Annotated in this window: 24 protein-coding genes and 4 tRNA genes; 19 read left to right on the top strand and 9 right to left on the bottom strand. The window is 69.3% G+C overall.

Translation table 11 applies throughout. From position 1 onward, the window contains the following. Positions 1–77: 77 nt before the first annotated feature. The 4 genes from thrS to ABGB19_RS04745 all read right to left on the bottom strand — a co-directional run bounded on the left by thrS (position 78) and on the right by ABGB19_RS04745 (position 4131). Entirely contained in the window at positions 78–2132 is a 2055-nt protein-coding gene (thrS, locus tag ABGB19_RS04760) for a threonine--tRNA ligase (RefSeq protein WP_347684514.1), read from the bottom strand. A gap of 64 nt (positions 2133–2196) precedes the next feature. Continuing rightward, a complete protein-coding gene (locus ABGB19_RS04755) occupies positions 2197–2616 on the bottom strand; it encodes a TIGR02611 family protein (protein WP_347684512.1) in 420 nt (139 codons plus the stop codon). After that, positions 2613–3242 carry a PaaI family thioesterase gene (locus tag ABGB19_RS04750; protein WP_347684510.1) on the bottom strand — a complete coding sequence of 210 codons (630 nt, stop codon included), beginning with the start codon at positions 3240–3242 and terminating at the stop codon, positions 2613–2615. Before ABGB19_RS04750 ends, ABGB19_RS04755 begins: the two co-directional genes overlap by 4 nt. A gap of 22 nt (positions 3243–3264) precedes the next feature. Continuing rightward, positions 3265–4131 (bottom strand): aldo/keto reductase, encoded by an 867-nt coding sequence (locus tag ABGB19_RS04745; RefSeq protein ID WP_347684508.1) that lies wholly within the window; start codon positions 4129–4131, stop codon positions 3265–3267. 37 nt (positions 4132–4168) lie between these two features. On the opposite strand from ABGB19_RS04745, the gene ABGB19_RS04740 reads away from it, so the two are divergent. Then, entirely contained in the window at positions 4169–4666 is a 498-nt protein-coding gene (locus tag ABGB19_RS04740; RefSeq protein ID WP_347684506.1) for a DUF1990 domain-containing protein, read from the top strand. Between the two features lie 215 nt (positions 4667–4881). Continuing rightward, positions 4882–5604 carry a GAF and ANTAR domain-containing protein gene (locus ABGB19_RS04735; protein WP_347684504.1) on the top strand — a complete coding sequence of 241 codons (723 nt, stop codon included), beginning with the start codon at positions 4882–4884 and terminating at the stop codon, positions 5602–5604. On the opposite strand, the gene ABGB19_RS04730 is transcribed toward ABGB19_RS04735, so the two are convergent. Beyond that, positions 5588–6355 carry an alpha/beta fold hydrolase gene (locus tag ABGB19_RS04730; protein WP_347684502.1) on the bottom strand — a complete coding sequence of 256 codons (768 nt, stop codon included), beginning with the start codon at positions 6353–6355 and terminating at the stop codon, positions 5588–5590. The genes ABGB19_RS04735 and ABGB19_RS04730 overlap by 17 nt on opposite strands. Positions 6356–6405: 50 nt before the next feature. Between ABGB19_RS04730 and ABGB19_RS04725 the strand changes: the two genes are divergently transcribed. The 3 genes from ABGB19_RS04725 to ABGB19_RS04715 all read left to right on the top strand — a co-directional run bounded on the left by ABGB19_RS04725 (position 6406) and on the right by ABGB19_RS04715 (position 10514). Then, the gene (locus tag ABGB19_RS04725) at positions 6406–9399 is read left to right on the top strand and encodes a hypothetical protein (RefSeq protein ID WP_347684500.1); all 2994 of its coding nucleotides are present in this window, start codon (positions 6406–6408) and stop codon (positions 9397–9399) included. Positions 9400–9783: 384 nt separating this feature from the next. After that, positions 9784–10185 carry a phage holin family protein gene (locus ABGB19_RS04720; RefSeq protein ID WP_347684498.1) on the top strand — a complete coding sequence of 134 codons (402 nt, stop codon included), beginning with the start codon at positions 9784–9786 and terminating at the stop codon, positions 10183–10185. Next, positions 10182–10514: a DUF3618 domain-containing protein gene (locus ABGB19_RS04715; protein WP_347684496.1), complete on the top strand. Its 333-nt coding sequence runs from the start codon at positions 10182–10184 to the stop codon at positions 10512–10514. Before ABGB19_RS04720 ends, ABGB19_RS04715 begins: the two co-directional genes overlap by 4 nt. A gap of 789 nt (positions 10515–11303) precedes the next feature. Here the strand turns inward: ABGB19_RS04715 and ABGB19_RS04710 are convergent. Then, on the bottom strand, positions 11304–11744 hold the full coding sequence (locus tag ABGB19_RS04710; protein WP_347684494.1) for an MscL family protein: 441 nt from the start codon (positions 11742–11744) through the stop codon (positions 11304–11306). A gap of 435 nt (positions 11745–12179) precedes the next feature. Then, positions 12180–12251, bottom strand: a tRNA-Val gene (locus ABGB19_RS04705). Between the two features lie 131 nt (positions 12252–12382). Here ABGB19_RS04705 and ABGB19_RS04700 point away from each other — a divergent pair. The 6 genes from ABGB19_RS04700 (at position 12383) to ABGB19_RS04675 (ending at position 14532) form a co-directional block, all read left to right on the top strand. After that, complete coding sequence (locus ABGB19_RS04700; protein WP_347684491.1) at positions 12383–12880, top strand: DUF6636 domain-containing protein; 498 nt, start codon at positions 12383–12385, stop codon at positions 12878–12880. Positions 12881–12985: 105 nt separating this feature from the next. Then, positions 12986–13058: transfer RNA gene (locus ABGB19_RS04695), tRNA-Gly, on the top strand. A gap of 27 nt (positions 13059–13085) precedes the next feature. After that, positions 13086–13156: transfer RNA gene (locus tag ABGB19_RS04690), tRNA-Cys, on the top strand. A gap of 15 nt (positions 13157–13171) precedes the next feature. Continuing rightward, positions 13172–13246, top strand: a tRNA-Val gene (locus ABGB19_RS04685). A gap of 395 nt (positions 13247–13641) precedes the next feature. Continuing rightward, positions 13642–14025 carry a hypothetical protein gene (locus ABGB19_RS04680; RefSeq protein ID WP_347684489.1) on the top strand — a complete coding sequence of 128 codons (384 nt, stop codon included), beginning with the start codon at positions 13642–13644 and terminating at the stop codon, positions 14023–14025. Between the two features lie 78 nt (positions 14026–14103). Continuing rightward, positions 14104–14532 (top strand): hypothetical protein, encoded by a 429-nt coding sequence (locus tag ABGB19_RS04675; RefSeq protein ID WP_347684487.1) that lies wholly within the window; start codon positions 14104–14106, stop codon positions 14530–14532. A gap of 6 nt (positions 14533–14538) precedes the next feature. Here the strand turns inward: ABGB19_RS04675 and ABGB19_RS04670 are convergent, their stop codons facing one another. Then, positions 14539–14892 carry a helix-turn-helix transcriptional regulator gene (locus ABGB19_RS04670; RefSeq protein ID WP_347684485.1) on the bottom strand — a complete coding sequence of 118 codons (354 nt, stop codon included), beginning with the start codon at positions 14890–14892 and terminating at the stop codon, positions 14539–14541. Between the two features lie 76 nt (positions 14893–14968). Here ABGB19_RS04670 and ABGB19_RS04665 point away from each other — a divergent pair, with 76 nt between their 5' ends. From ABGB19_RS04665 to ABGB19_RS04640, 6 genes are all read left to right on the top strand, one after another. After that, positions 14969–15457 (top strand): SRPBCC family protein, encoded by a 489-nt coding sequence (locus ABGB19_RS04665; protein WP_347684483.1) that lies wholly within the window; start codon positions 14969–14971, stop codon positions 15455–15457. A 32-nt stretch (positions 15458–15489) separates the two neighbouring features. Beyond that, the gene (locus tag ABGB19_RS04660; RefSeq protein WP_347684481.1) at positions 15490–16215 is read left to right on the top strand and encodes a Clp protease N-terminal domain-containing protein; all 726 of its coding nucleotides are present in this window, start codon (positions 15490–15492) and stop codon (positions 16213–16215) included. A gap of 42 nt (positions 16216–16257) precedes the next feature. After that, positions 16258–16731 (top strand): sigma-70 family RNA polymerase sigma factor, encoded by a 474-nt coding sequence (locus ABGB19_RS04655; RefSeq protein ID WP_347684479.1) that lies wholly within the window; start codon positions 16258–16260, stop codon positions 16729–16731. Then, a complete protein-coding gene (locus ABGB19_RS04650; RefSeq protein ID WP_347684477.1) occupies positions 16731–17324 on the top strand; it encodes a methylated-DNA--[protein]-cysteine S-methyltransferase in 594 nt (197 codons plus the stop codon). The genes ABGB19_RS04655 and ABGB19_RS04650 overlap by 1 nt, the downstream gene beginning before the upstream one ends. A 71-nt stretch (positions 17325–17395) precedes the next feature. After that, positions 17396–17887 carry a hypothetical protein gene (locus tag ABGB19_RS04645; RefSeq protein ID WP_347684475.1) on the top strand — a complete coding sequence of 164 codons (492 nt, stop codon included), beginning with the start codon at positions 17396–17398 and terminating at the stop codon, positions 17885–17887. A gap of 6 nt (positions 17888–17893) precedes the next feature. Continuing rightward, the gene (locus ABGB19_RS04640) at positions 17894–18424 is read left to right on the top strand and encodes a GNAT family N-acetyltransferase (protein ID WP_347684473.1); all 531 of its coding nucleotides are present in this window, start codon (positions 17894–17896) and stop codon (positions 18422–18424) included. Here ABGB19_RS04640 and zapE read toward each other — a convergent pair. Further along, the gene (zapE, locus tag ABGB19_RS04635; protein WP_347684471.1) at positions 18421–19440 is read right to left on the bottom strand and encodes a cell division protein ZapE; all 1020 of its coding nucleotides are present in this window, start codon (positions 19438–19440) and stop codon (positions 18421–18423) included. The genes ABGB19_RS04640 and zapE overlap by 4 nt on opposite strands. A 34-nt stretch (positions 19441–19474) precedes the next feature. Here zapE and ABGB19_RS04630 point away from each other — a divergent pair, with 34 nt between their 5' ends. After that, entirely contained in the window at positions 19475–20257 is a 783-nt protein-coding gene (locus tag ABGB19_RS04630; RefSeq protein WP_347684469.1) for a pyrimidine reductase family protein, read from the top strand. A gap of 25 nt (positions 20258–20282) precedes the next feature. Continuing rightward, positions 20283–21848, top strand: a complete 1566-nt coding sequence (locus tag ABGB19_RS04625; RefSeq protein ID WP_347684467.1) for an alpha/beta hydrolase — start codon at positions 20283–20285, stop codon at positions 21846–21848. Positions 21849–21874: the final 26 nt, after the last annotated feature.

Genomic DNA, 21874 nt, shown 5'->3' with positions numbered 1-21874 from the left:
CTCATCGGCGGTTGTCTGCTCTTCGCGCAAGCGCTCATCGGCGGTTGCCTGCTCTTCGCGCAAGCGCTCATCGCCGGTCACGGGTGGGTGCCCACCTTCACTAGTTCAGCTGTGGGAGCAGCGTTTTCGCGGGAATCGATCCAGCTGGCGATGGCCTCGACGGCCTCGTCTCGCGGCACACCGTTGAGCTGGGTGCGGTCACCGAAGCGGAAGCTGACCGCGCCGGCTTCCACGTCGCGATCGCCGGCCACCAGCATGAACGGCACCTTCTGGTTGGTGTGGTTGACGATCTTCTTGGCCATCCGGTCGTCGCTGACGTCCACCTCGGCGCGGATACCGCGCATCTTGAGTTGCGTGGCAAGGCCGTTGAGGTACGGGATGTGGTCGTCGGCGACCGGGATGCCGACCACCTGCACGGGCGCCAACCATGCGGGGAACGCGCCGGCGTAGTGCTCGGTGAGGATGCCGAAGAACCGCTCGATCGACCCGAACAGCGCGCGGTGGATCATCACCGGCCGCTGCCGCGAGCCGTCGGCGGCGGTGTACTCCAGCTCGAAGCGCTCCGGGAAGTTGAAGTCCAGCTGGATCGTCGACATCTGCCAGCTGCGGCCAAGCGCGTCCTTGACCTGCACCGAGATTTTCGGCCCGTAGAACGCCGCGCCGCCGGGATCGGGCACCAGGTCCAGACCCGACGCGGCGCCGACCTCCGCGAGCACGCTGGTGGCTTCCTCCCACAGCTCGTCGGAGCCGACCGACTTCTTGGGGTCCTTGGTCGACAGCTCGAGGTGGAAGTCGGTCAGGCCGTAGTCGCCGAGTAGGTCGAGCACGAACCGCAGCAGCGACGTCAGCTCGTCGCGCATCTGCTCGCGGGTGCAGTAGATGTGCGAGTCGTCCATCGTCAGGCCTCGGACCCGGGTCAGGCCGTGCACCACACCGGAGAGTTCGTAGCGGTACACCGTGCCGAACTCGAAGAGTCGCAGCGGCAGTTCGCGATACGACCGCCCGCGCGACCGGAAGATCAGGCAGTGCATCGGGCAGTTCATCGGCTTGAGGTAGTAGTCCTGTCCCGGTTTGCGCACTGTGCCGTCGGGGTTGAGTTCCGCGTCGAGGTGCATGGGCGGGAACATGCCGTCGGCGTACCAGTCGAGGTGTCCCGAGATCTTGAACAGCTCGGCCTTGGTGATGTGCGGGCTGTTGACGAACTCATAGCCCGCCTCGCTGTGCTTGCGCCGCGAGTAGTCCTCCAGTTCGCGCCGGATGATGCCGCCCTTGGGATGGAAAACCGCCAGGCCGGAACCGATCTCGTCGGGGAAGCTGAACAGGTCCAGCTCCGCGCCCAGCTTGCGGTGGTCGCGCCGCTGGGCCTCCTCGATGAGCTCGAGGTGCTTGTCGAGGGCGTCCTGCGACTCCCACGCCGTGCCGTAGATGCGCTGCAGGCTGGCGTTGCTCTGGTCGCCGCGCCAGTATGCCGCCGAGCTGCGGGTGAGCTTGAACGCCGGGATGTACTTCGTGGTCGGGATGTGCGGGCCGCGGCACAGATCGCCCCACTCCCGTTCGCGGGTGCGGGGATTGAGGTTGTCGTAGGCGGTCAGCTCGTCGCCGCCGACCTCCATCACGTCGGGGTCACCGGACTTGTCGTCGACGAGTTCGAGTTTGTACGGCTCGTTGGCCAGTTCCTCGCGCGCCTGGTCCTTGGACTCGTAGACCCGCCGCGCGAACAGCTGGCCCTCCTTGACGATCTGGCGCATGCGCTTCTCCAGCGCCTCCAGATCCTCCGGCGTGAATGCGCGCTCGACATCGAAGTCGTAGTAGAAGCCGTCGGTGATGGGCGGGCCGATTCCCAGCTTCGCCTCCGGGAACAGATCCTGCACGGCCTGGGCCAGCACGTGGGCGGTGGAGTGCCGGATGACGCTGCGGCCGTCGTCGGTGTCGGCGGGCACCGGCGTCACCTCGACGTCGGCATCGGGCGCCCACGACAGGTCGCGCAATTTGCCGTCGGCGTCGCGGACGACGACGATCGCGTCGGGCGCTCCCCTGCTCGGCAGGCCCGCCTCGCGAACCGCCTCACCCGCGGTGGTCCCGGCAGCGACCCGGATCGGGGCTGCGGGGGCGGGGCTGGCGGCGGCACTCATCGTGGACTCTCCGATTTCGGTTTCGACGGACGGTAGGACGCGACCATGCTATCGGTGCGAGTCGTCAGTCCCCGATGCCGATCGGACTGTTCAACCACTCGAATTCGTAGCCGAGCAGTTCGGCCGTCCAGTCGAGCGCACCCAGCACCCAGAGCGTCAGTGCCACGATCAGCGCGGTGAAGACGCCGCCGAGGATCTGCACGACGGCGGGCTGACGGTGAAACCAGTCCATCACCTTGTCGTAGCGCTCCTTGGCGTAGCCCAGCAGGCGTCGCGCCCAGTCGAATTCGGTGGCCAGGATGCCCAGGCCGACGAACACGATGGCCCACCCCGGGCCCGGATACGGGATCGCCAGCACGCCGACGACGAGTACCGCCGTGCCCACCACGCCGACCGCGATGCGGTAGCCGAAGTCGACCGTCGGGCGCTCGCGCAGCCGGTCCCGCCAGCGTGCCCACCGCCGTTTGACGTCGGACGCCTTCATGGCTGACCGGGCTTGAGCTTGACGAACAGCGCATGCGACTCAGCGAGCACCGTGTCGCCGTCCAGCAGCCGGCCCTCGACGAAGATCTTGCGGTCCTCGATCCGGTCGATGCCGGCCTCCACCCGATACTCCTGCTCGACGAGCGCGATCTTTCGGTAGTCGACGTGCAGGAATGCCGTGCGCTGGGCCTTGCTGCCGCTGAGCATGAACGCGGTGAAGCCCAGGATCGAGTCGAACAGCATGGCGACCGTGCCTCCGTGCGCGGCGCCGTTGCGGCCGAGGTGGAAGCGGCGAAACCGTGCGGTGCCGCTGACCCGCTGCTCCCCGGTGACGTGCAGGTCGAGGGGAACCGCGAGGATGTTGCCGCGGTTGGGCAGATCCATGCGCCGGCCCGACGGCGACGCCCATTCGTCGGCGTAATAGGGCCCGAGCAGCTGCGACACCTTTTCCACCAGGTCGGCCGCTTCGGTGATCACGTCGTCGGGCGCGTCGGCCGCGCGGGCGTGGTCCTGCAGGGTGCGCACGGCGTCGATGAAGCGGCCGTAGTCGGGTCCGCCGCGATCGGTCGGGACCGGCGGGTTGAACCCGCCACCGGGATGCGCTGCGACGGGCTGCTCTGAGCTCACCCATCCCACCGTATTGCCTGGCTCACCGGCTGGCCGACCCGGCTTTGCTCAGCGTCTCAAATTCGGCGTCGGACAACTCGATCCCGGCCGCGGCGACGTTCTCCTCGAGGTGGGCGACCTTCGAGGTGCCGGGGATCGGCAGCATCACCGGCGAGCGCTTGAGAAGCCACGCCAGCGCCAGTTGCGACGCGGTGGCGTGGTGTTCGTCGGCGATGCGCTGCAGGGGGCCGTCGGGCGCGGCCAACGGCCCGGCCGCGAGCGGGAACCACGGGATGAAGCCGATGCCCTGGGCTTCGCAGGCGTCGAGCAGCGGTTCGGCCGTGCGGACGGTGATGTTGTACATGTTCTGCACCGAGACGATCGGCGCGACCTTCTGCGCGGCCTCGAGGTGTTCGGTGGTGATCTCCGACAGGCCGATGTGGCGGATCTTGCCCTCCTGCTGAAGCTGCCTGAGCTCACCGATCTGGTCCTCGGCGGGGAACTTGGCGTCGATGCGGTGCAGCTGGAACAGGTCGATGGCGTCCACACCGAGACGTCGCAGGCTCATCTCGCACTCCTGACGCAGGTACGCCGGGAAGCCGAGAGGTGTCCAGTCGTCGGGCCCGGTGCGCAGCAGCCCGGCCTTGGTGGCGACGACCACGCCGTCGTAGGGGTGCAGCGCCTCGCGGATCAGTTCCTCGGAGACGTACGGTCCGTACGAGTCGGCGGTGTCGATGAAGTCGACGCCGAGGTCGACGGCGCGCCGCAGCACGCGCAGGCATTCGTCGCGGTCAGTCGGCGGTCCCCACACCCCCGGCCCGGTCAGCCGCATGGCGCCGAAGCCGAGGCGGTTGACCGTGAGGTCGCCGAGGGTGAACGTGCCCGAGGCCTGTGCGACAGGGGAGGTCATTTCACCGACCGTACGCCGACGATGACAAGGTGAGCGGATGAAGCTGAGCGACCTCGCCGCACTGCCGCTGACGTATCCCGAGGTCGGCGCCACCGCAGGTGAGCTGCCCGCCGGATATCACTATGTCCGCAAGTCGGCCGTCATCGGCCGCGGCCGCGCGCGCTTCGAACGCGCCGCTGCCGACGGCATGCGGTGGGGCATGCTGCGCGGTGCCGGCATCCGGGTCGAGGCGACTACGGAGGTCGCCGAGGTCGGCTCGGAAGTGGTCGTGCACCTGGGTCCGGTGGCGGCGCCGTGCCGAGTGGTCTACGTAATCGACGACGCCGATCGCCGGGGTTTCGCCTACGGCACGCTGCCCGGCCACGCCGAATCCGGTGAGGAGCTGTTTCTGGTGCGCTACGACCCCGCCCGCGACGAGGTGCTGGCCGAGGTGACGGCGTTCTCGCGCCATGCCACATGGTGGGCCCGATTGGCCTCGCCGGTCACGTCGCTGATTCAGCGCGCCGTCACCGATCGGTACCTGCGGGCGCTGTAGAGCGGCGCGGGCGGCGCGGGCGGCCTGGCGGGGAAATTGCACCCACGGCTGTGGACCGGTCGCCATCGCGACGCTGGCTGCATTAACGGGACCGGGAGCCCACCCGAGCGCGTGACAATCCGCGTTGTCCTCGTCGCGGGGAGCCATCCCATCTCCAGTTCGGCCGGCGAAGCGTAAATTAGGGAAACTCAGCGAAGGGCATTCGGATGGTGATGGTGAACGAACCCAGCGGGCTGGAGGGCACGCACCTGCGCATCGCAGAACTGGTGCGCGGTTTGCACAATCGACCCGACACCGACTCGGACACCGTCATCGCCGAACTGGTGGAGCACGCGGCGGTGGAGATTCCCGGCGCGCAGTACGCCGGAATCACTGTCACACGCAGCGCCAAGCACATCGAGACGCCCGCCGCTTCGCACATGTATCCAGTGCTGTTGGACAAGATCCAGCAGCGTCACCGGGAGGGGCCCTGCCTCACGGCGGCGTGGGAGGAGAAGACCATCCACGTCCCCGACCTGGAGACGGAGAACCGGTTCCCGAACTACCGCCGTGACGCCCTGGCCGAGACGCCGATTCGCTCGATCATGGCGTTTCAGTTGTTCATCGCGGGGGAAACGATGGGTGCGCTCAACGTCTACGCCGAGGACCCCAACGTTTTCGACGCCGACGCGAGGAGCATCGGGCTGATCTTCGCGGCGCACTCGTCGATCGCATGGAACTCCGCACGCCGCGACGAGCAGTTCAAGCGCGCCCTGGCCAGCCGCGACATGATCGGACAGGCCAAGGGCATGATCATGGAGCGCTACGGGGTCGATGCGGTGCAGGCCTTCGACGTCCTGCGCAAGCTGTCTCAGGACTCCAATGTGCCGCTGATCAGGGTCGCCACCGAGCTGGTCGAGAACTCGAACTCCTCACAGGCCGCTAGTCCGCAAGACTGAGCGTCTTCTTCAGCCAGTCGAGCACCGGCGGGGCGACGTCGTCGACGGCCGAGCGCGCGATGATCCAGTGCGGCAGATCGCGGTGTACATGGTGCTCGGCGTGGTAGCGCGCCGCGATACGCCGTGAAATCCATTGTGCGACATTGCGATCAGCGCCCGCGCTGACGCACAGCACCGGACAGGTGATGTCTTTGGCGCTCACCCGCGTCGATGACGCGCCCATCGACATCTCCCGGAAGACCCGGCCGGAGTCGCGCACCAGCCGGGGCAACAGCTCGTCCTGCTCGGTGGTGGACAACGTGTTGAGCGGCACCGCGCGCATGGTCCGCTCCGACGGAAAGAAGGGCTTGCCGGCCAGGATCTGCGATAGCAGCGGGAACAGGTGCGGCAGCGCCCGCAGCTGCGGCCACAACACCCCCGGCGGGATCGACGCGAGCAACACCGCGGCCGGTGGTCGGCGGGCGGCGGCGATCTTCTGGGTGAGCAGTCCGCCCAGGCTGTGGCCGATGACGATCGGCGCGGCGCTCAGTTGGTCGTAGGCGGCGAGGGCTACCTCGAAGCAGTCCTGGATGCCGGTCCGCGCGAGCACGTCGTCGTCGGTGGGATCACGGCCCGGCAGCACCGGTGCGTGGCAGTCGAATCCGGCCGCCTCGAAGAACTGGGTCCACGGCTCCATGAGGGCGGGCCGGCCGAACACGCCGTGCACGAACAGGACCGGTGGCTTGGCTCTGTCCGTTCGCTCGGGCCGCACCCGGCCAGTATGCCGGTCATCCCCAGTCGCGCCGACCCAGATCCGGTTGGTTGAGGACGCTGGGAGGTGCGTCCGCACCCGACTTCGACGCCGACCAATCGGCGCAGATCATGTCCGTCGGCATCGGAACGCCGTTCGGCACCGGCACGGGAACGCCCGGCACGTCCGGCACCGAGAACGTCGGCGGCGACACCAGATTCGAGGTCACGGTCGCCAGCGGTCCGGTCAGCGGATCCATCGGCGGCAGGCCCGCGGTCGCGCTGCTGACCGCGCCCGGCGCGCCCGGTGCCGGCGGCGGCAGGACACTGGTGAACGACTTCACCGCGTCCTGGGTGGTGCGGACGACGCCGGGGGGCGACAGCAGATCGGTCAGCGTGAGCTCCTGCGGCCCGGCACCCGGCGTGGGCGGAGTCGTCGCGCCGACATTCGTCGTGACGTTCCCGGGCGGCGTGCCCGGCGACGGCGGCGTCGCCACCGGAATATTCGTCCCAACCGACGCGGGCGGCGTGCCCGGCGACGGCGGTGTTGCCGCGGGCACGTTCGTCCCGGCCGACGCGGGCGGCGTACCGGGCGACGGCGGCGTCGCGGCAGGAACATTCGTCCCGGCCGACGCGGGCGGCGTACCCGGCGACGGCGGCGTCGCGGCAGGAACACCCGTCCCGACCGACGCCGGCGGCGTGCCCGGGGCCGGTGGGGTCGCTGCGGGCACCACAGTGCCGGCGGGAGCGCCCGGCGCCGGTGGCGCGGGCGGTGCCGCGAGCCCGGCCGCATCGATCGCGCCGGCCGGAGGGGCCGGCGGGGCCGGCGGCGCCACATTCGCCGCGGCGGCGTCGATGGGAGCGCCGGGGCCGGGAGGCGCCGGGGGGACGAGATTGGCGGCCGCAGCCTCGACCGGAGCACCGGCGCCCGGTGGCGACCCGGCTCCAGCGGCGCCGGCACCCGGCGCGCCGGCGGCCGGCGGACCGGCAGGCGCGGCGAGACCGGACGCCGCATCGACCGGTGCACCCGCGGGCGGCGGACCGGCGGGCGCGGCGAGACCGGACGCCGCATCGACGGGTGCGCCCGGCGCGGGCGGGGCAGGAGGTGCGGCGAGACCCGATGCCGCGTCGATCGGAGCGCCCGGCACCGGCGGCGCAGGCGGAGTCGCGGCGGCGACCGGCACGGCAGCAGGACCACCCGGAGCCGGCGGCCCCGGCGGCGTCGCGACCTCGACCGGCACCGCCGCAGGACCACCCGGAGCCGGCGGCCCCGGCGGGGTCACCGCTTCCACGGGAACAGCGGCGGGCGCACCGGGAGCCGGCGCCCCCGGCGGGGTGAAGACCTCGACGGGCACGGCCGCGGGGCCACCGGGAGCGGGCGGCCCGGGCGGGGTCACCGCTTCTACGGGAACGGCGGCGGGCACACCGGGAGCGGGCGGCCCGGGTGGCGTGACGACACCCGCGGACGCGTCGACGGGCGCACCGGGCACAGGTGGTGCGGGCGGGGTCGCCACATCGATCGACGTCGCCGCGGGAAGGGTCGGATCGGGCGTGATGGGCGGCGTCCCCGCGCTCGTCGAAACCTCAACGGGCACACCGGGAGCCGGAGGAACCGGTGGCACTGCGTTGCTCACCGAGCCCTGCACCGGCGGGCCGGGCACGCCGGGAGTCGGAGGCAGCGCCGCCTCGGCCGAGCTGACCGTGGGCGGACCCGAGATCGGCGGAAGGTCCGGCGTCGGCACCTCGACCATCTCGATCGAGGGCACGCTGTTGGCCGGCGGTCCCGGCGGCAACACCGTCTCCACCGAGTTGACGCTGGGGTTGCCCGGCGTGCCGGGCACCGGTGGCGTGGCCACGTTCGTATTAGCCTCGGCGGGCCCGCCTGGCGTCGGTGACACCGGCGGCGAGAACCGCTCGACTGAACTGGCGGCCGGTTCGGCCGGTGCGGGCGGCGCCGGCGGCGAGAACGTCTCAACCGAATTCGCGGCGGGCACGCCCGGCGCGGGCGGTCCGGGCGGCGTCGCGGCCCCCGACGAACCGTCGACGGGCGCACCGGGAGTCCCCGGCGCGGGCGGGGTGGCCGCCTCGACGGAGTTCGCGGCGGGCACGCCCGGCGCGGGCGGTCCGGGCGGCGTCGCGGCACCCGACGAACCGTCGACGGGCGCACCGGGAGCGGGCGGCGTGGGCGGCGTCGCCGCGGCGGCGGGTACTGCGGCGGGTGCTCCGGGAGCCGGCGGTGCAGGAGGTGTCGCCAGACCCGAGGCATCCGCGACGGGCGCCCCCGGCGCGGGCGGTGCGGGCGGTGTCGCGGCGGCCACCGGCGCGGCGGCCGACGCAGGCGGCCTCGGTGGCGTGCCGGGAGTGAGCGCGTCGCCGAGAATCAGATCACCGATGTTCGGTGCCGGCCGCCCCGAAGGGGCCGATTGCCCGGCCGCGCCCTGGCCACCGGCGCCCGGAGCGGGCGATCCCGCCGGAGGCGAGGCCGCTCCGGCGGCGTCGGCGACAGGCGCCCCCGGCGCGGGCGGTGCGGGGGGTGCGGCAAGCCCGGCCGCGTCGGCGATGGGCGCCCCGGGTGCGAGCGGCGCAGGAGGCGTCGCAGCGCCGACTGGTACGGCGCCGGGCGCACCGGGCGCCGGAGGTGCGGGAGGCGTCGCCAACCCGGACGAACCGATCAGGGGCGCGCCCGGGGCGGGCGGAGCGGGCGGGGCGGCCACACCGACCGGGGTACCGACGGACGCGCCCGGAACAGGCGGCGTCGGCGGCGTCACCGCACCGACAGGGGACCCGGCGGCCCCACCCGGCGCGGGCGGCGCGGGCGGGCCCGGCACACCGACCGTGTTGGCGACATTGGCGCCGGGAGCCGGCGGGATGGGAGGCGTCGCAGCGGCCGCGGTGTCGACCACCGACGCGGGCGGCAGTGGCGGGCCGGGAGGGGTCGCGGTCGCGATATTCGTTGCCGGGGGAATCACCACGGGCGGCTGCGCCGGCGGCGTGCCGGTGGAGATCGACGTCGTGGCGTTCTGGAAGGCCTGCGGGAGCGTGCCCGGAGAGGTGATCGCCTGCTGAAGGATGTTGAGGCACTGCACGCCGCCACGGCCGGTGCTGGCTTGCGCAGGTGAACTCGCCATCGGAGCGGAGAGAAACACTCCGGCGGCGCCCATCGTGAAGACGACCATGAACTTCTTGGTCTTCGACATTCAACAATCCCCAGTCTTTTGGCGCCGCGGCGAGGTCCGATGCGCGTTGTCCTGGGTTTACTGAAGCGACAATTTGCCGAATCACCGACGCGACAAATCCGGCGTTATTGAACCGTTGCGAGAGAGAAGTGTTCTCGTCATCGCTTATCAAGATCGGCTTGAATACATTCCGCGGCGGCTTCGGGTGTTTCGGGGCGGCGGTGCCAGGGCATCACTGTCGCGACAGGTAGGGCGAGCCAGAGGTTGGTATGCGATGAGTGTGCAGTCCAAGCCTTCCGCGGATGCGTCGATCGGCGAGTTGATGAGCCAATTGTCGACGCAGACGTCTCGGCTGATACGGGACGAATTGCGGTTGGCGCAGAAGGAGTTTCAGGAATCTGCCAGGCACGCCGGGATCGGCGCGGGGTTGTTCAGCGTGGCGGGTCTGCTCGCCTTCTTCGGCGCGGCGACCTTCATCGCCGCGGCGGTGGCGGCGCTGTCGCTCGTGCTCCCGGTCTGGGCGGCGGCCCTGATCGTCGGGGCGGTGTTGTTCATCACGGCGGGCATTGCGGCCCTCATCGGCCGAAATCAGGCTCGCGAGGCCACTCCGGCGGCGCCGAGGACCGTCGAGACGGTGAAAGCCGACATCCAAGAGTTGAAGGACGCGCGCTCATGACCGCACCCGATTCCCGTCCGGAGCCGGGCCCGGACGCCGGCATCCAGGACATCGAGGCCGACATCGAGCAGACACGCGCCGAACTCGGCGAGACCGTCGAGGCGCTGACCGCGAAGATGGATGTAAAGGAGCGTGCCCGCGAGAAGGTCGACGAGACCAAGGAGCGGGCCCGTGAGAAGGTCGACGAGACCAAGCACCGCGTCGTCGAGAAGGCCGACGCGGTACGACACACGGCCATCGACAATCCGCAGCGGACCATCCCGGTGGCGGCCATCGTGTTGGTCAGCGCGTTGGCCATCGGCATCGTGATCTGGCGACGTCGCCACTGAGTTTGAAGGTGGTCCCGGCTGGTTTCGAAGCAGCGGGTGTGGTGTTGCCCTGCTGGCCGCCGAACTAGATGAGCGCAGCCATTGGCCGCTTCACGTCCGCCACCTCGGCGAAGGCCTTCGCAACCTGCCGAAGTGTCGCAACCAGTTGACGGCGTTTCTGAGGGCGTTCGCCTGGCCTGGCCAATGGTTTGCAACCGCTTCAGAACGGGATCTACTACCAAGTCAGATCGAACTTCTTCGGACAACCAGGGCGAAGCTTGTTGGTTAGGGGCATGCATCCAGCTACAGGGACGATCCCCGTCCGGCCCGCACACCAAACGCGAACGGCAGGCTGAGATTAGCGTCCCGCAACGCTAGAGCCTGCCCAGGCATAGAGTTAAGCTGAACACGAGGAATACGGTCCGGATTTGAGCGTCGACTCAATGACTCGGTCCTACGTTGGCCACACAGCGTGGATCAAATTGGTTCCATGTGTTCGAAGGCAATCCGCCCTCATCTGCATCATCAAGATCCCCGCCGCGCGGTAACCCGCACCGGCATCACCGACGGCTATTCGCGCCGGTTACCACGGATTAAGTGAGGGAATGGGGCAGGCTGCGTCCGCTCCCTTACCAGGCGGACCCAGGGAGCAGCCCTGTGGTTGAGCAGACAGCTCAGCTCGAGTTCGCCGCCCCAGGGGCAATTGAGGGGTGCCCCTGGGGTGTCCTTGGTGCGCACCGGCGGAATTTACCGCCGTTGCAGTGCATCCGATCATCCTCAGTAAAACTGAGAAGAATAACGATTCCTTGGCTACGTCGTGTCCGCGCCGGATGAGGCCAGGTCGGTGCCGCAGTACCTACACTTGCTCGCCGCAGCCGGAAGATCATCGGACAAGCACGCGGGGCAGCTCCTCGTCGGCCCCGGCTCACCGAACACCGTCACGCCTCGCCTGGCTGAAATGTGCTTGTAGGGCAACACGATCACGAAATAGACGACTGCCATGAACACCAGGAAATAGATGATCGCGGAGATGAACGCCCCGACATCGAGGAAAGTCGCTTCATTCCCTTCGCTGCCAAGCTGCCAGCCCAGCCCGGGGGAGTTGCCGCCCTGCGCGGCGGCCACGAGCGGGTTGATTATCGAATCGGTAAATGCCTTGACCAGCGTGGAAAACGCCAACGCCACGACTAACCCGACCGCGATGACAATGACATCACCGCGCAGAAGGAAATTCCTAAATCCTTTGACCATGCGTTGCTCCTAATCCTGATGGCAACTGTCGCCAAATAGGCGGCTGCTTTTGCGACTACTCCTCGACGACCAGTTGGTCACTGTCAACGAAAATCAGATCGCCGGCGTCGAGGACGACCGCCTATCTTCGCGCGGGGCCAGCTATGTGGTTCTCACCGATCTCCACCGCCTGACCAGCCGTATCACCGAATCTTCGACTACAGTCCCCGGACCTCAGCATCCGGTCCCGGATACACACACCCTGGACCTGGGAAAAATTCTCCACATAAATCGGGGCGGTCTGGGCTTGTGCCTTAGGAAAGGGTCCCATCAAATGACAGAGGAGTTCTGAAAATCCCCGAGAAAACGGGTTTGTTGGCTACATAGATCGCACACAGATCGCAAGAGGGTGCGAGCGGGGAGTGGTAAACAGCCGCTGAGCTGCAGCGATGGGTGTGGTCCCGGCTGGTTTCGAACCAGCGACCTTCCGCGTGTGAGGCGGACGCTCTCCCACTGAGCTACGAGACCGGGGAGTTCGGCCGAAGGGCCGATCGACGTCGAAGACTAGCACGGTGAGCAGTGCGGTCCCGAATCCGCCGGACCCCCGGCTTGGATCGTTCGCCGGGGCCCACGAGCGGTCTCCGAGCTATCGTCACGCCATGGCTCGGCTTCCTCGACGTCGGGCGGCGCTGAGCGCCGGGCTCGCCGCCACGATCGCACTAGGCGGGTGCGTTACGCCACCGGAAGCGACGCCGGCGCAGTCGCCGGCCTCATCCGGCGCCCCGCAGACGTCGGCACCGGCGGAGCAGGAAAGCGACGAACTGCTGGGCTTCATTGCGCCGTCGGGCAACGTCGCCTGCATGCTCGACACCGGATACGTCCGCTGCGACATCATGGACCGCGACTGGTCTCCCCCGCCTCGTCCGGCGGACTGCGGGTTCGACTACGGCCAGGGCGTCTCGATCAGCGAGTCCGGGCCTGCCGAATTCGTGTGTGCGGGCGATACCACGTTCGGAAGCGACCAGGTGCTGCCGTACGGCGAGTCGATGTCGGCTGGGGCGATGCGCTGCGAGAGCGCCGAGCCCGGTGTCACGTGTCGCAACAGTCAGACGGGCCGCGGGTTCTTCCTGTCCCGCCAGTCGTATCGGTTGTTCTAGCGATGGCGCGACCGCGAATCGGCGGCCGTCATGGAGATTTGTGCAGCTCCGCGTTCGTGGACTATCGTCGTCCTTCGCGACGGGCGGCAATGTCGTTCGTGGCGCGCGGATGTAGCGCAGTTGGTAGCGCATCACCTTGCCAAGGTGAGGGTCGCGGGTTCGAATCCCGTCATCCGCTCGAAGGTGCAGTGGCATCAACCCCAGCGGTGGAGTGGCCGAGTGGTGAGGCAACGGCCTGCAAAGCCGTGCACACGGGTTCGATTCCCGTCTCCACCTCAATGAGATGACCCCGCGCGATTAGCTCAGCGGGAGAGCGCTTCCCTGACACGGAAGAGGTCACTGGTTCAATCCCAGTATCGCGCACCAAAGTTCTCTTCTCCTCCCCGCGCGGCGTAGCGATCGCATGCGGTGAACTCGAAGAACTCGGACCGCCTCACCGAAACGTAGGGAATCACCGGATTTCTCCGACCGGTTGCCCGCCTTAACATCTAAATCGCCTCGGGCGGGAGCGACTACCAAGTCGGGCCTCCTCGAGAGACGGGCTGCAGCGTGCCAATGGGGGGCGAGTCGGCTTCAGCCCCCTCGTCCGAGGCCCCCGAGGTGTCGCTCCACCATGGCGCGCCACCGGAACCCTGCAAGAAAGTCACCCTCTCCCCTTCACCGGTGCGGATTTGCCAAGATCACCATTCCCGTGCGACTTCCCACCAGCCCGCACCACGGATCACGAGGCGCGCCAGCTATGCATCCAGTACGTTCGGAAGATGCGTCTGACCGCGGCATTCTTTGCCAACCACGCGGAGGTCGTCGGTGGCATGCTCAATCTGCAGGGCGGGTTCTGGGCGAGCACCACGGTCGCAGCCGATGCGAACGGCTTCCGCACCAATGCGGTGGTGCTGTGCGAGGTCGACACCGAGGACTTCGACCGAGCGTTCACGCTGGCCATCGACGCCGAGGGTCCCACGGGACAGCGACTGCTCGTAACCATCTCGAAGTTCACCATCGAGGTGCCGAGCCTGTTCATGTGCCTGCCCAACCTGGTACTCCCGATTCAGCGAGGCGGCGGCTTCCACACCTATAGCTTCCGCATCGACGGCCAGCACGAGCGCATCGACGTGCGCCTCGCGGTGCGACAGGCGTTGGGCTGACTAGAAAAACACCCGTCCCTCCCGTCGCACACACTAGGCTCAGGCCAAGTCAGTCGGGGCCACGACCTAGGGGTGAAAATGCTTCGCCAAGTTCTCGCTGCCGCAGCGATCGCCGGCGCCGCCATCTGCGCGGCTCCTCTCGCGTCCGCCGACCCCGAGACCGACTACCCCGACACTCCCGGCCGCTACGCCACCGACGTGCCGGGCATGAACTACGACGCCCACCTCGCCGGGCCGTGCTTCAATCTCGAACTGTTCACGTTCGGGCGCGGCCCCGGCGGCGAGGCGTTGCAGTGCCGCTGGATTCCGAACCAATGGCCACCGGTCCCGACGAATCAGGGCTTTTGGCAAGCCACCTACGAGCTGTTCGGGGTGCAGGAGGTCGGCGCGCCGTGCCCCAAGCCGCAAGCCGCCGCCCAGGCTCCCGATGGGCGACCGATGCTGTGCCTCGGCGCGCGCGGCTGGCAGCCCGGCTTCTTCACCCGCGAGGGCTTCTTCCCCAGATAGGCCGCGCTAGTGGCGAAGCGTCTCGCTCGGAGGTGCTCCGAACGTGCGCTTGTAGACGCTGCTGAACCGGCCCGCGTGAGTGAACCCCCAACGGCCCGCGATCGCCATCACCGTGTCGACCCGCGGATCCGCCGCCAGCAACTCGCGATGGGCGCGGTCCAGCCGCACGCGACGCAGGTACTCCAACGGCGTCGTGCCGAGATGCCGACGAAACGTGTACTGCACCGATCTGGGGGTCAGGTTCACGGCCGAAGCGATGTCGCCGAGCGTGATGTCCCGGTGTGCGTTGTCGTGAATGAACTCAGTCGCCCGACGCAGCGCGGTTGGCTGCGTGCGTGTGGTCTGAACGTGTTTGCGCATACCGTTCGTTCAATACCCCTACTGCATAGCTCGAAACCGATTCCGTGCCGCTTCGCTGCCCCGAGAGGATTTGCCCATGACCGACCGCATTGACGTGCAACGCACCATCGCCGCACCCGCGGCGGACATCTTCGCGGTGCTGTCCGATCCGCAGGGGCACGTCGCGATCGACGCCACCGGCATGCTGCAGGACGCCACCGGTGATCCGGTCCGCGCCGTCGGAGACAGCTTCGTCGTGCACATGGACCGCGAAGCGCTGGGCGACTTCCCGCTCGGCAAGTACGACGTCACCGTCTCGATCCGCGAGTTCGACCAGGACCGCCTCATCGCCTGGACGATCACCGGACAGATCAAGCCGCAGATCGGTCACGTCTACGGCTACCGGCTCGAACCCGCCGACGGCGGCACGCTGGTCACCTCGTTCTACGACTGGTCCGACATCGACCCGCACTGGCGCGACGCCGGCATCTTCCCGGTCGTCTCCGAGGGGGCGTTGCGCGCCACGCTCGGCATCCTCGAGCGCACGGTCCGCCGCGGCTACCCGAGAGCGTCAACTCGCGGTTGACGACGACGCGTCGTCAACCTAATGTTGACGGCATGACGCAACCCGCCAAGATCACCAACCCGGTCCGCCTCGACGACCTCATCGACGTGATCAAGAAGGTGCACTCCGAACCCCTCGACCAACTCACCGACGCGGTGCTGGCCGCAGAGTCGCTCGACGAGATCGCCGACCACCTCATCGGCCACTTCGTGGACCAGGCCCGCCGCTCCGGCGCGTCGTGGACCGACATCGGCCAGTGCATGGGCGTCACCAAGCAGGCCGCGCAGAAGCGTTTCGTGCCCAAGAGGCCCAACGACGCCGACGCGCTGGACCCCAACGCCGGCTTCGGCCGCTTCACCCCCCGCGCCCGCAACGTCGTCGTCGACGCGCAGAACCGCGCCCAGCAGGCCGGCAACCCCGAGATCGGCCCCGCACACCTGCTGTTCGCGATGTTCACCGACCCCGACGCCCTCGCGGTCAAGTTGCTGGCCGGACAGGGTGTCGACCTCGATGCCGTCTCCGAGGCGGTGACACTGCCTCCGAAGACCGACGGCGACGTTCCGGCGCTGATCCCGTTCGACGGCGCCGCCAAGAAGGTCCTGGAACTGACGTTCCGGCAGGCACTTCGGCTGGGCCACAACTACGTTGGCACCGAGCACATCCTGCTCGCACTACTGGAGGGCGAGGACGACGACGGCCCCCTGCACCGCCTCGGCGTCGATCGGGACCGCTTCGAACGTGAACTGGCCGCGGCGCTGGAGCCGTTCACGAAGAACTGATCTCACATCGGCCGGCGCCGCGGCGTCTTCCAAGATGTGAGGGTGCGTCCGTTCGAAGAGGTGGTGACCGAACACGGGCCGACCGTGCTGCGGGTGTGCCGCGCGGTGGTCGGACCCGTCGACGCCGAGGACGCCTGGTCGGAAACCTTCCTGTCGGCCCTGCGCGCTTACCCCGACCTGCCCGCCGACGCCAACGTCGAGGCCTGGCTGGTCACCATCGCGCACCGCCGCGCCCTCGACGTCGGCCGGGCCCGCTCGCGCCGACCCACCCCCACCGACCCGATGCCGGATACCCCTTCGGCTCAGGCCGATCCGGCCGGCCGTGACCCCGACCTCTGGGACGCGCTGCGGCGACTACCCACCAAACAGCGCCAGGCGGTGGCCTACCACCACCTCGCCGGTCTGCCGTTCGCCGAGATCGCCCGAGTGCTCGGCAACTCCCCCGACGCCGCCCGCCGCGCGGCCGCCGACGGCATCAAGACACTGCGCAAGATCTACCGTGAGGACGAAACATAATGAGCGTCAACATCTTCGACGAGCTGCATGCCGACGAACCGACCCTGGACCGGCTACACCGGCAGCTGGAACGCGAGGCCGACCAGGCCGGCGTGCTCGATGTCGGCTACCGCACCGTCGACTCACCCGTCGGCATCCTGCTGCTCGCCGCCACCCCGGTCGGACTGGTGCGCGTCGCCTACGACATCGAGGACCACGACGCCGTCCTCAGCCGATTGGCGAACGCCGTCAGCCCCCGCATCCTGCGCGCGCCCGCCCGTCTCGACGCCGTCGCCCGGCAACTCGACGAGTATTTCGCCAAGCGCCGCACCGTATTCGACGTCACCGTCGACCTGCGCCTCGCCGACGGTTTTCGCCGCAGCGTCATCGAGCATCTGCGCGATATCGGCTACGGCCGCCGCGAGAGCTACGCCGCCGTGGCCGCAGCCGTCGGCAAGCCCCGCGCCGTGCGTGCCGTCGGCACCGCCTGCGCGCACAATCCGCTGCCGGTGGTGATCCCATGTCACCGCGTCGTGCGCTCCGACGGATCGACGGGCCAGTACGTCGGCGGGCCTCGGGCCAAGTCGACTCTGTTGACCCTCGAGGCCGCCTGAGTGGCGACCCTCTGACCCGTGAGCGGCCGGAAGCGGCTGTAACACGTTTCAGTCTGTGCGATCATTCCGGGATGCGCCGCTGCTTCGTGCTCCTCGTCGCCGTGATGGCGACCGTCGCCGGAATCATGGTCGCGCCCGCATCGGCCGCCACCGCGCCGATCGGCCGACTGGGTGAGACGCTGCAGGTGAAGTTCAAGAGCCTGATCGCCGACATCACCGTGCACAGCGTCGACCCGTCGCCGATCCCGCCGGGCTTCGGTTATCCCCCGCGCCCGCCCCGCAACCAGGTGTGGCGTGCCTGGGTGACCGTGCACCCGATCCAGGTGCCGACGCCGTACGCGCAGGCGATCACCTACAGCTTCCGCGGCGTCACCGCGACCGGCGACGCGTACGAACCCCGCAACACCGACGCCCCCGATGCGTTGCAGTTCGCGCTGAACAACGCGCCGGCCGGGTCCACGGTCAGCGGCGCGGTGTTCTGGGACTGCTACCGCGACCTGGTGTCCAACGTGGTGCTGATCGACAAGATCACCGGCCAGCACCTGGCGCAGTGGAACGTGTGACCGCCCTTGGGCGTTGACGTCGCCGCGGCCGTCGACACCGACCTTGCCGAACTGGCCGACGTCGCCGCCCGCACGTTTCCGCTCGCCTGCCCGCCCGGGGTGGCACCCGAGAACGTCGCCGCCTTCATCGACGAGTACCTGTCGGCGGACCGGTTCCGCGGCTACCTCGCCGACCCCGACCGCACGGTGCTCGTCGCGCGTGACGAGGGCCGAATCCTGGGCTACGTCATGCTGATTCGCGGTGTGCCCGAGGACGACGACGTGCAACGCGCCGTCACGCTACGCCCGGCCGTCGAGGTATCGACGATGTACGTGCTGCCCGACAGCCACGGCGCAGGCGCGTCGGCGGCGTTGATGACCGCGACCGTGCGGGCGGCCCGCGATTCCGGCGCCCGCTCCGTCTGGCTGGGCGTCAACCAGCACAACCGTCGCGCACAACGGTTCTACGCCAAGCACGGCTTCGCCGTGGCAGGCACCAAGACCTTCCGGTTGGGCGCCGCCGTCGAGAACGACTACGTGATGGTGCGTCCGCTCTAAGCGCCCTCGCGGGACAACGCCAGCAGCCGCGACGTCGCGCGCAGGTACTTCTTGCGGAAGCCACCGGCCAACATCTCGTCGCTGAATATGGTGTCGAGCTTGGCCCCCGACGCCACCACCGGGATGCCGGCGTCGTAGAGCCGGTCGGTCAGCGACACCAGCCGCAGCGCCACGTTCTGATCGTCGAGTGGATGCACACCGGTGACGAAGACCGCCTTCACGTCCTCGATCAGCGTCAGGTACCGCGACGGGTGCATGGTGGCCAGGTGCGCGCAAAGCGCGTCGAAGTCGTCGAGGGTCGCGCCGGCCACCTGCGCGGCGCGTTCGGTGACCTCGGCGTCGCTCAGCGGCTCCGGCGCGGGCGGCAGGTCACGGTGCCGGTAGTCCGGCCCGTCGATGCGCACGGTCTCGAAAATGGCTGCCAGCGTGTGGATCTCGCGCAGGAAATCCTGCGCTGCGAACCGGCCCTCGCCGAGTTGTTCGGGCAGCGTGTTCGACGTCGCGGCCACCGACACGCCGCGCTCGACGAGCTGGGACAACAGCCGCGAGATCAGGGTCGTGTTGCCGGGATCGTCGAGCTCGAACTCGTCGATGCACACCACGACGTGCTCTGCCAGCAGGTCGATGCACTCGACGAAGCCGAAAACGCCTGCCAGTTGCGTCAATTCGCCGAACGTCGCGAACGCCTTGGGCCCGGGGAGCCGGTAGTACGACGACGCCAGCAGGTGCGTCTTGCCGACGCCGAACCCGCCGTCGAGGTACAGCCCGACCCCGGGCAGCACCTCACGCCGGCCGAACAGCTTCTTCTTGCCCGCCCGGCGCTCGGCGGCCTGATCGCAGAACCGCACACAGGACCGCACCGCCGCCGCCTGCGACGGCTCGCCCGGGTCGGGCAGGTAGCTGTCGAAGCTGACCTCGGCGAACGTCGGCGGCGGAATCAGTTGGGCGATCAACCGCTCCGGCGTCACGCGGGGATACCGGTCGGTCAGACGTCCCACCCCGCTGGACCCGTGCATGCAGGCACCTTAACGGCGTGCTCCAATCGTCAACATGTCCGATACCGCACCTGCGGCGCAGTTCACAGTGCTGGGACCCGACGGCCCCCCGGTCGACGGCGCCGACAGCCGGATCGCCGACTTCTACGCCTACCCCGACGGGCTGCGGTCCTGCTGGGTGCGCGGCAACATGATCGCCAGCGTCGACGGCGGAGCCACCGCCGACGGCAAGACCGCCGACCTCGGTGCCGCGGGCGACCGCTCGGTGTTCACGCTCATGCGCCACGCCGCCGACGTCATCCTGGTCGGCGCCGCCACGGTGCGCACCGAGAACTACTCCGGCGCGCAGGTGCCCGTCGCGCAGCGCCGAGCCCGGCAGGACCGAGGCCAGGCCGAGGTGCCGCCGATCGCCGTGCTCACCCGCTCGGGCAACCTCGATCCCGACACGCTGTTCTTCACCCGCACCGAGGCGGCGCCGCTGATCTTCACCTGCACGGAGGCGGTCGGCGAGACGCGGGTCCGGCTGGGGTCGGTCGCCGACGTGATCGACGCCTCGGGGCCGAGGCCCGACGAGGTCGACGCCGCGACCGTGCTCGAGATCCTGGCCGAGCGCAGGCTGTTCCGGGTGCTCAGCGAGGGCGGCCCGCTGATCCTGGGTCTGCTGATCGGCGACGACCTGCTCGACGAGCTGTGCCTGACCGTCGCGCCGTTCCTGGTCGGCGGCGCCGCGGGGCGTATCGCCACCGGTCCGGGCGAGGTGCTGACCCGGATGCGCCCCGCCCATCTGCTCTGCGACGACGACGGCTACCTGTACACCCGTTACGTCCGGAGTTCGTGAGCCGCGCATCAGTACTGTGGTCAGCATGCATCGGCGTGGTCAGCTGGTCCGGGCCCTGAGCCTGGCAACCGTCGTGGCGTTCGTCGCTGCGTGTGCCCCCGGTCTGGCCGCCAATCCCCGCTTCGCCACCGACTCCGGCGCCGGGGCGCAGGGCGAGCCGCCGTCGGCCAAACCGGCCGGCGGTCCGCCCGCGATCGAGGCGCCGAAGAACGACCTGTCCTGGCGTGACTGTACGTCGCGGGTGTTCAGCGATGCGGCCGTCGCGCCGATCCCGGGTGTCACCCTGGACTGCGCCAGCTACGACGCCGACCTCGACCCGATCAACGGCGCGGCCGGTTCGGTGAGCATCGGCGTCGTGCGCGCGCGCGGTCCGCAGACCCCCGCCGACGCCGGACCCCTGGTGATGACCACCGGGTCCGACCTGCCGTCGTCGGTGCAGCTGCCGGTGTGGTTGTCACGCTCGGGCGCCGACGTCCTGGGCGCCAATCCGATCGTGGCCGTCGACCGGCGCGGCATCGGGATGTCGGGCGCCCTGGACTGCCGCGATCTGTTCGACCGCCAGGAGATGCTCGACCAGGCGCAGTTCCAGGCCGGCGACGACCCGGTCGCCAACCTCACCGCGATCGCCCAGACCGCGACGACCAGTTGCACCGACACCATCGCCCCCGGCGACTCCGCGTACGACAACTCGCACGCCGCCGAGGACATCGAGCGGTTGCGCAGCACCTGGGATGTGCCGACGCTGGCGCTGCTCGGCGTCGGCAACGGCGCGCAGGTCGCGCTGGCCTACGCGGGATCGCATCCCAACAAGGTCGCGCGCCTGGTGCTCGACTCGCCGCTGCCGCTGGGCATCGCGGCGGAGGCCGCGGCCGAACAGCGGGTCAAGGGGGAACAGGTAGCACTCGACGCCTGGGCCGCCCAGTGCGCCGCGGCCAACTGCCCGGTGGGCCCCGACCCCAAGGGTGCGGTCGACGCGCTGCTCTCCGCCGCCCGCGACGGGCGCGGGCCGAACGGCGCGTCGGTGGCGACGGTCGCCAACGCGATCGCCACGACGCTGGCCTATCCGCGCGGCGACCGCGTCCAGTCCGGCAACACGCTGGCCGCCGCGGTGGCCGGGGCACGCTCCGGCGACTCCGGCCCGTTCACCGACCTGATCACCGAGGCCGAGGCGCTGCGCGACACCGACGGCCAGTTCGTCAACGGCTGCAGCGACTCGCTGAACCGCCCCACCCCGGACCGGGTCCGCGAGCTCGTCGTCGCCTGGGACAAGCTGTATCCGCAGTTCGGCACCGTCGGCGCGCTGAGCCTGGTCGACTGCCTGAACTGGCCCAGCGGCACACCCCCGCAGGAACCGAAGAACCTGAAGCTCCCGGTCCTGCTGCTCGGCACGCAGAACGACCCGATCGTCGGCAACGAAGGTGTCGCCGCCGTCGCGGCCACCGTCATCAACGCCGGGTCGGCGAACCGGCGGGTGATGTGGCAGGGCATCGGGCACGGCGCCTCGATCTACTCGCCGTGCGCGCTGCCACCGGTGATCGGCTACCTGGACTCCGGCAACCTTCCCGAGACCGACACGTTCTGCCCGGCCTGATGTCCGGCCCCGAGGGGGTCGGGTAC

Source organism: Mycobacterium sp. B14F4 (assembly GCF_039871645.1).
Taxonomy (GTDB): Bacteria; Actinomycetota; Actinomycetes; order Mycobacteriales; family Mycobacteriaceae; genus Mycobacterium.
This window is presented reverse-complemented; position numbering and strand designations above follow the sequence as displayed.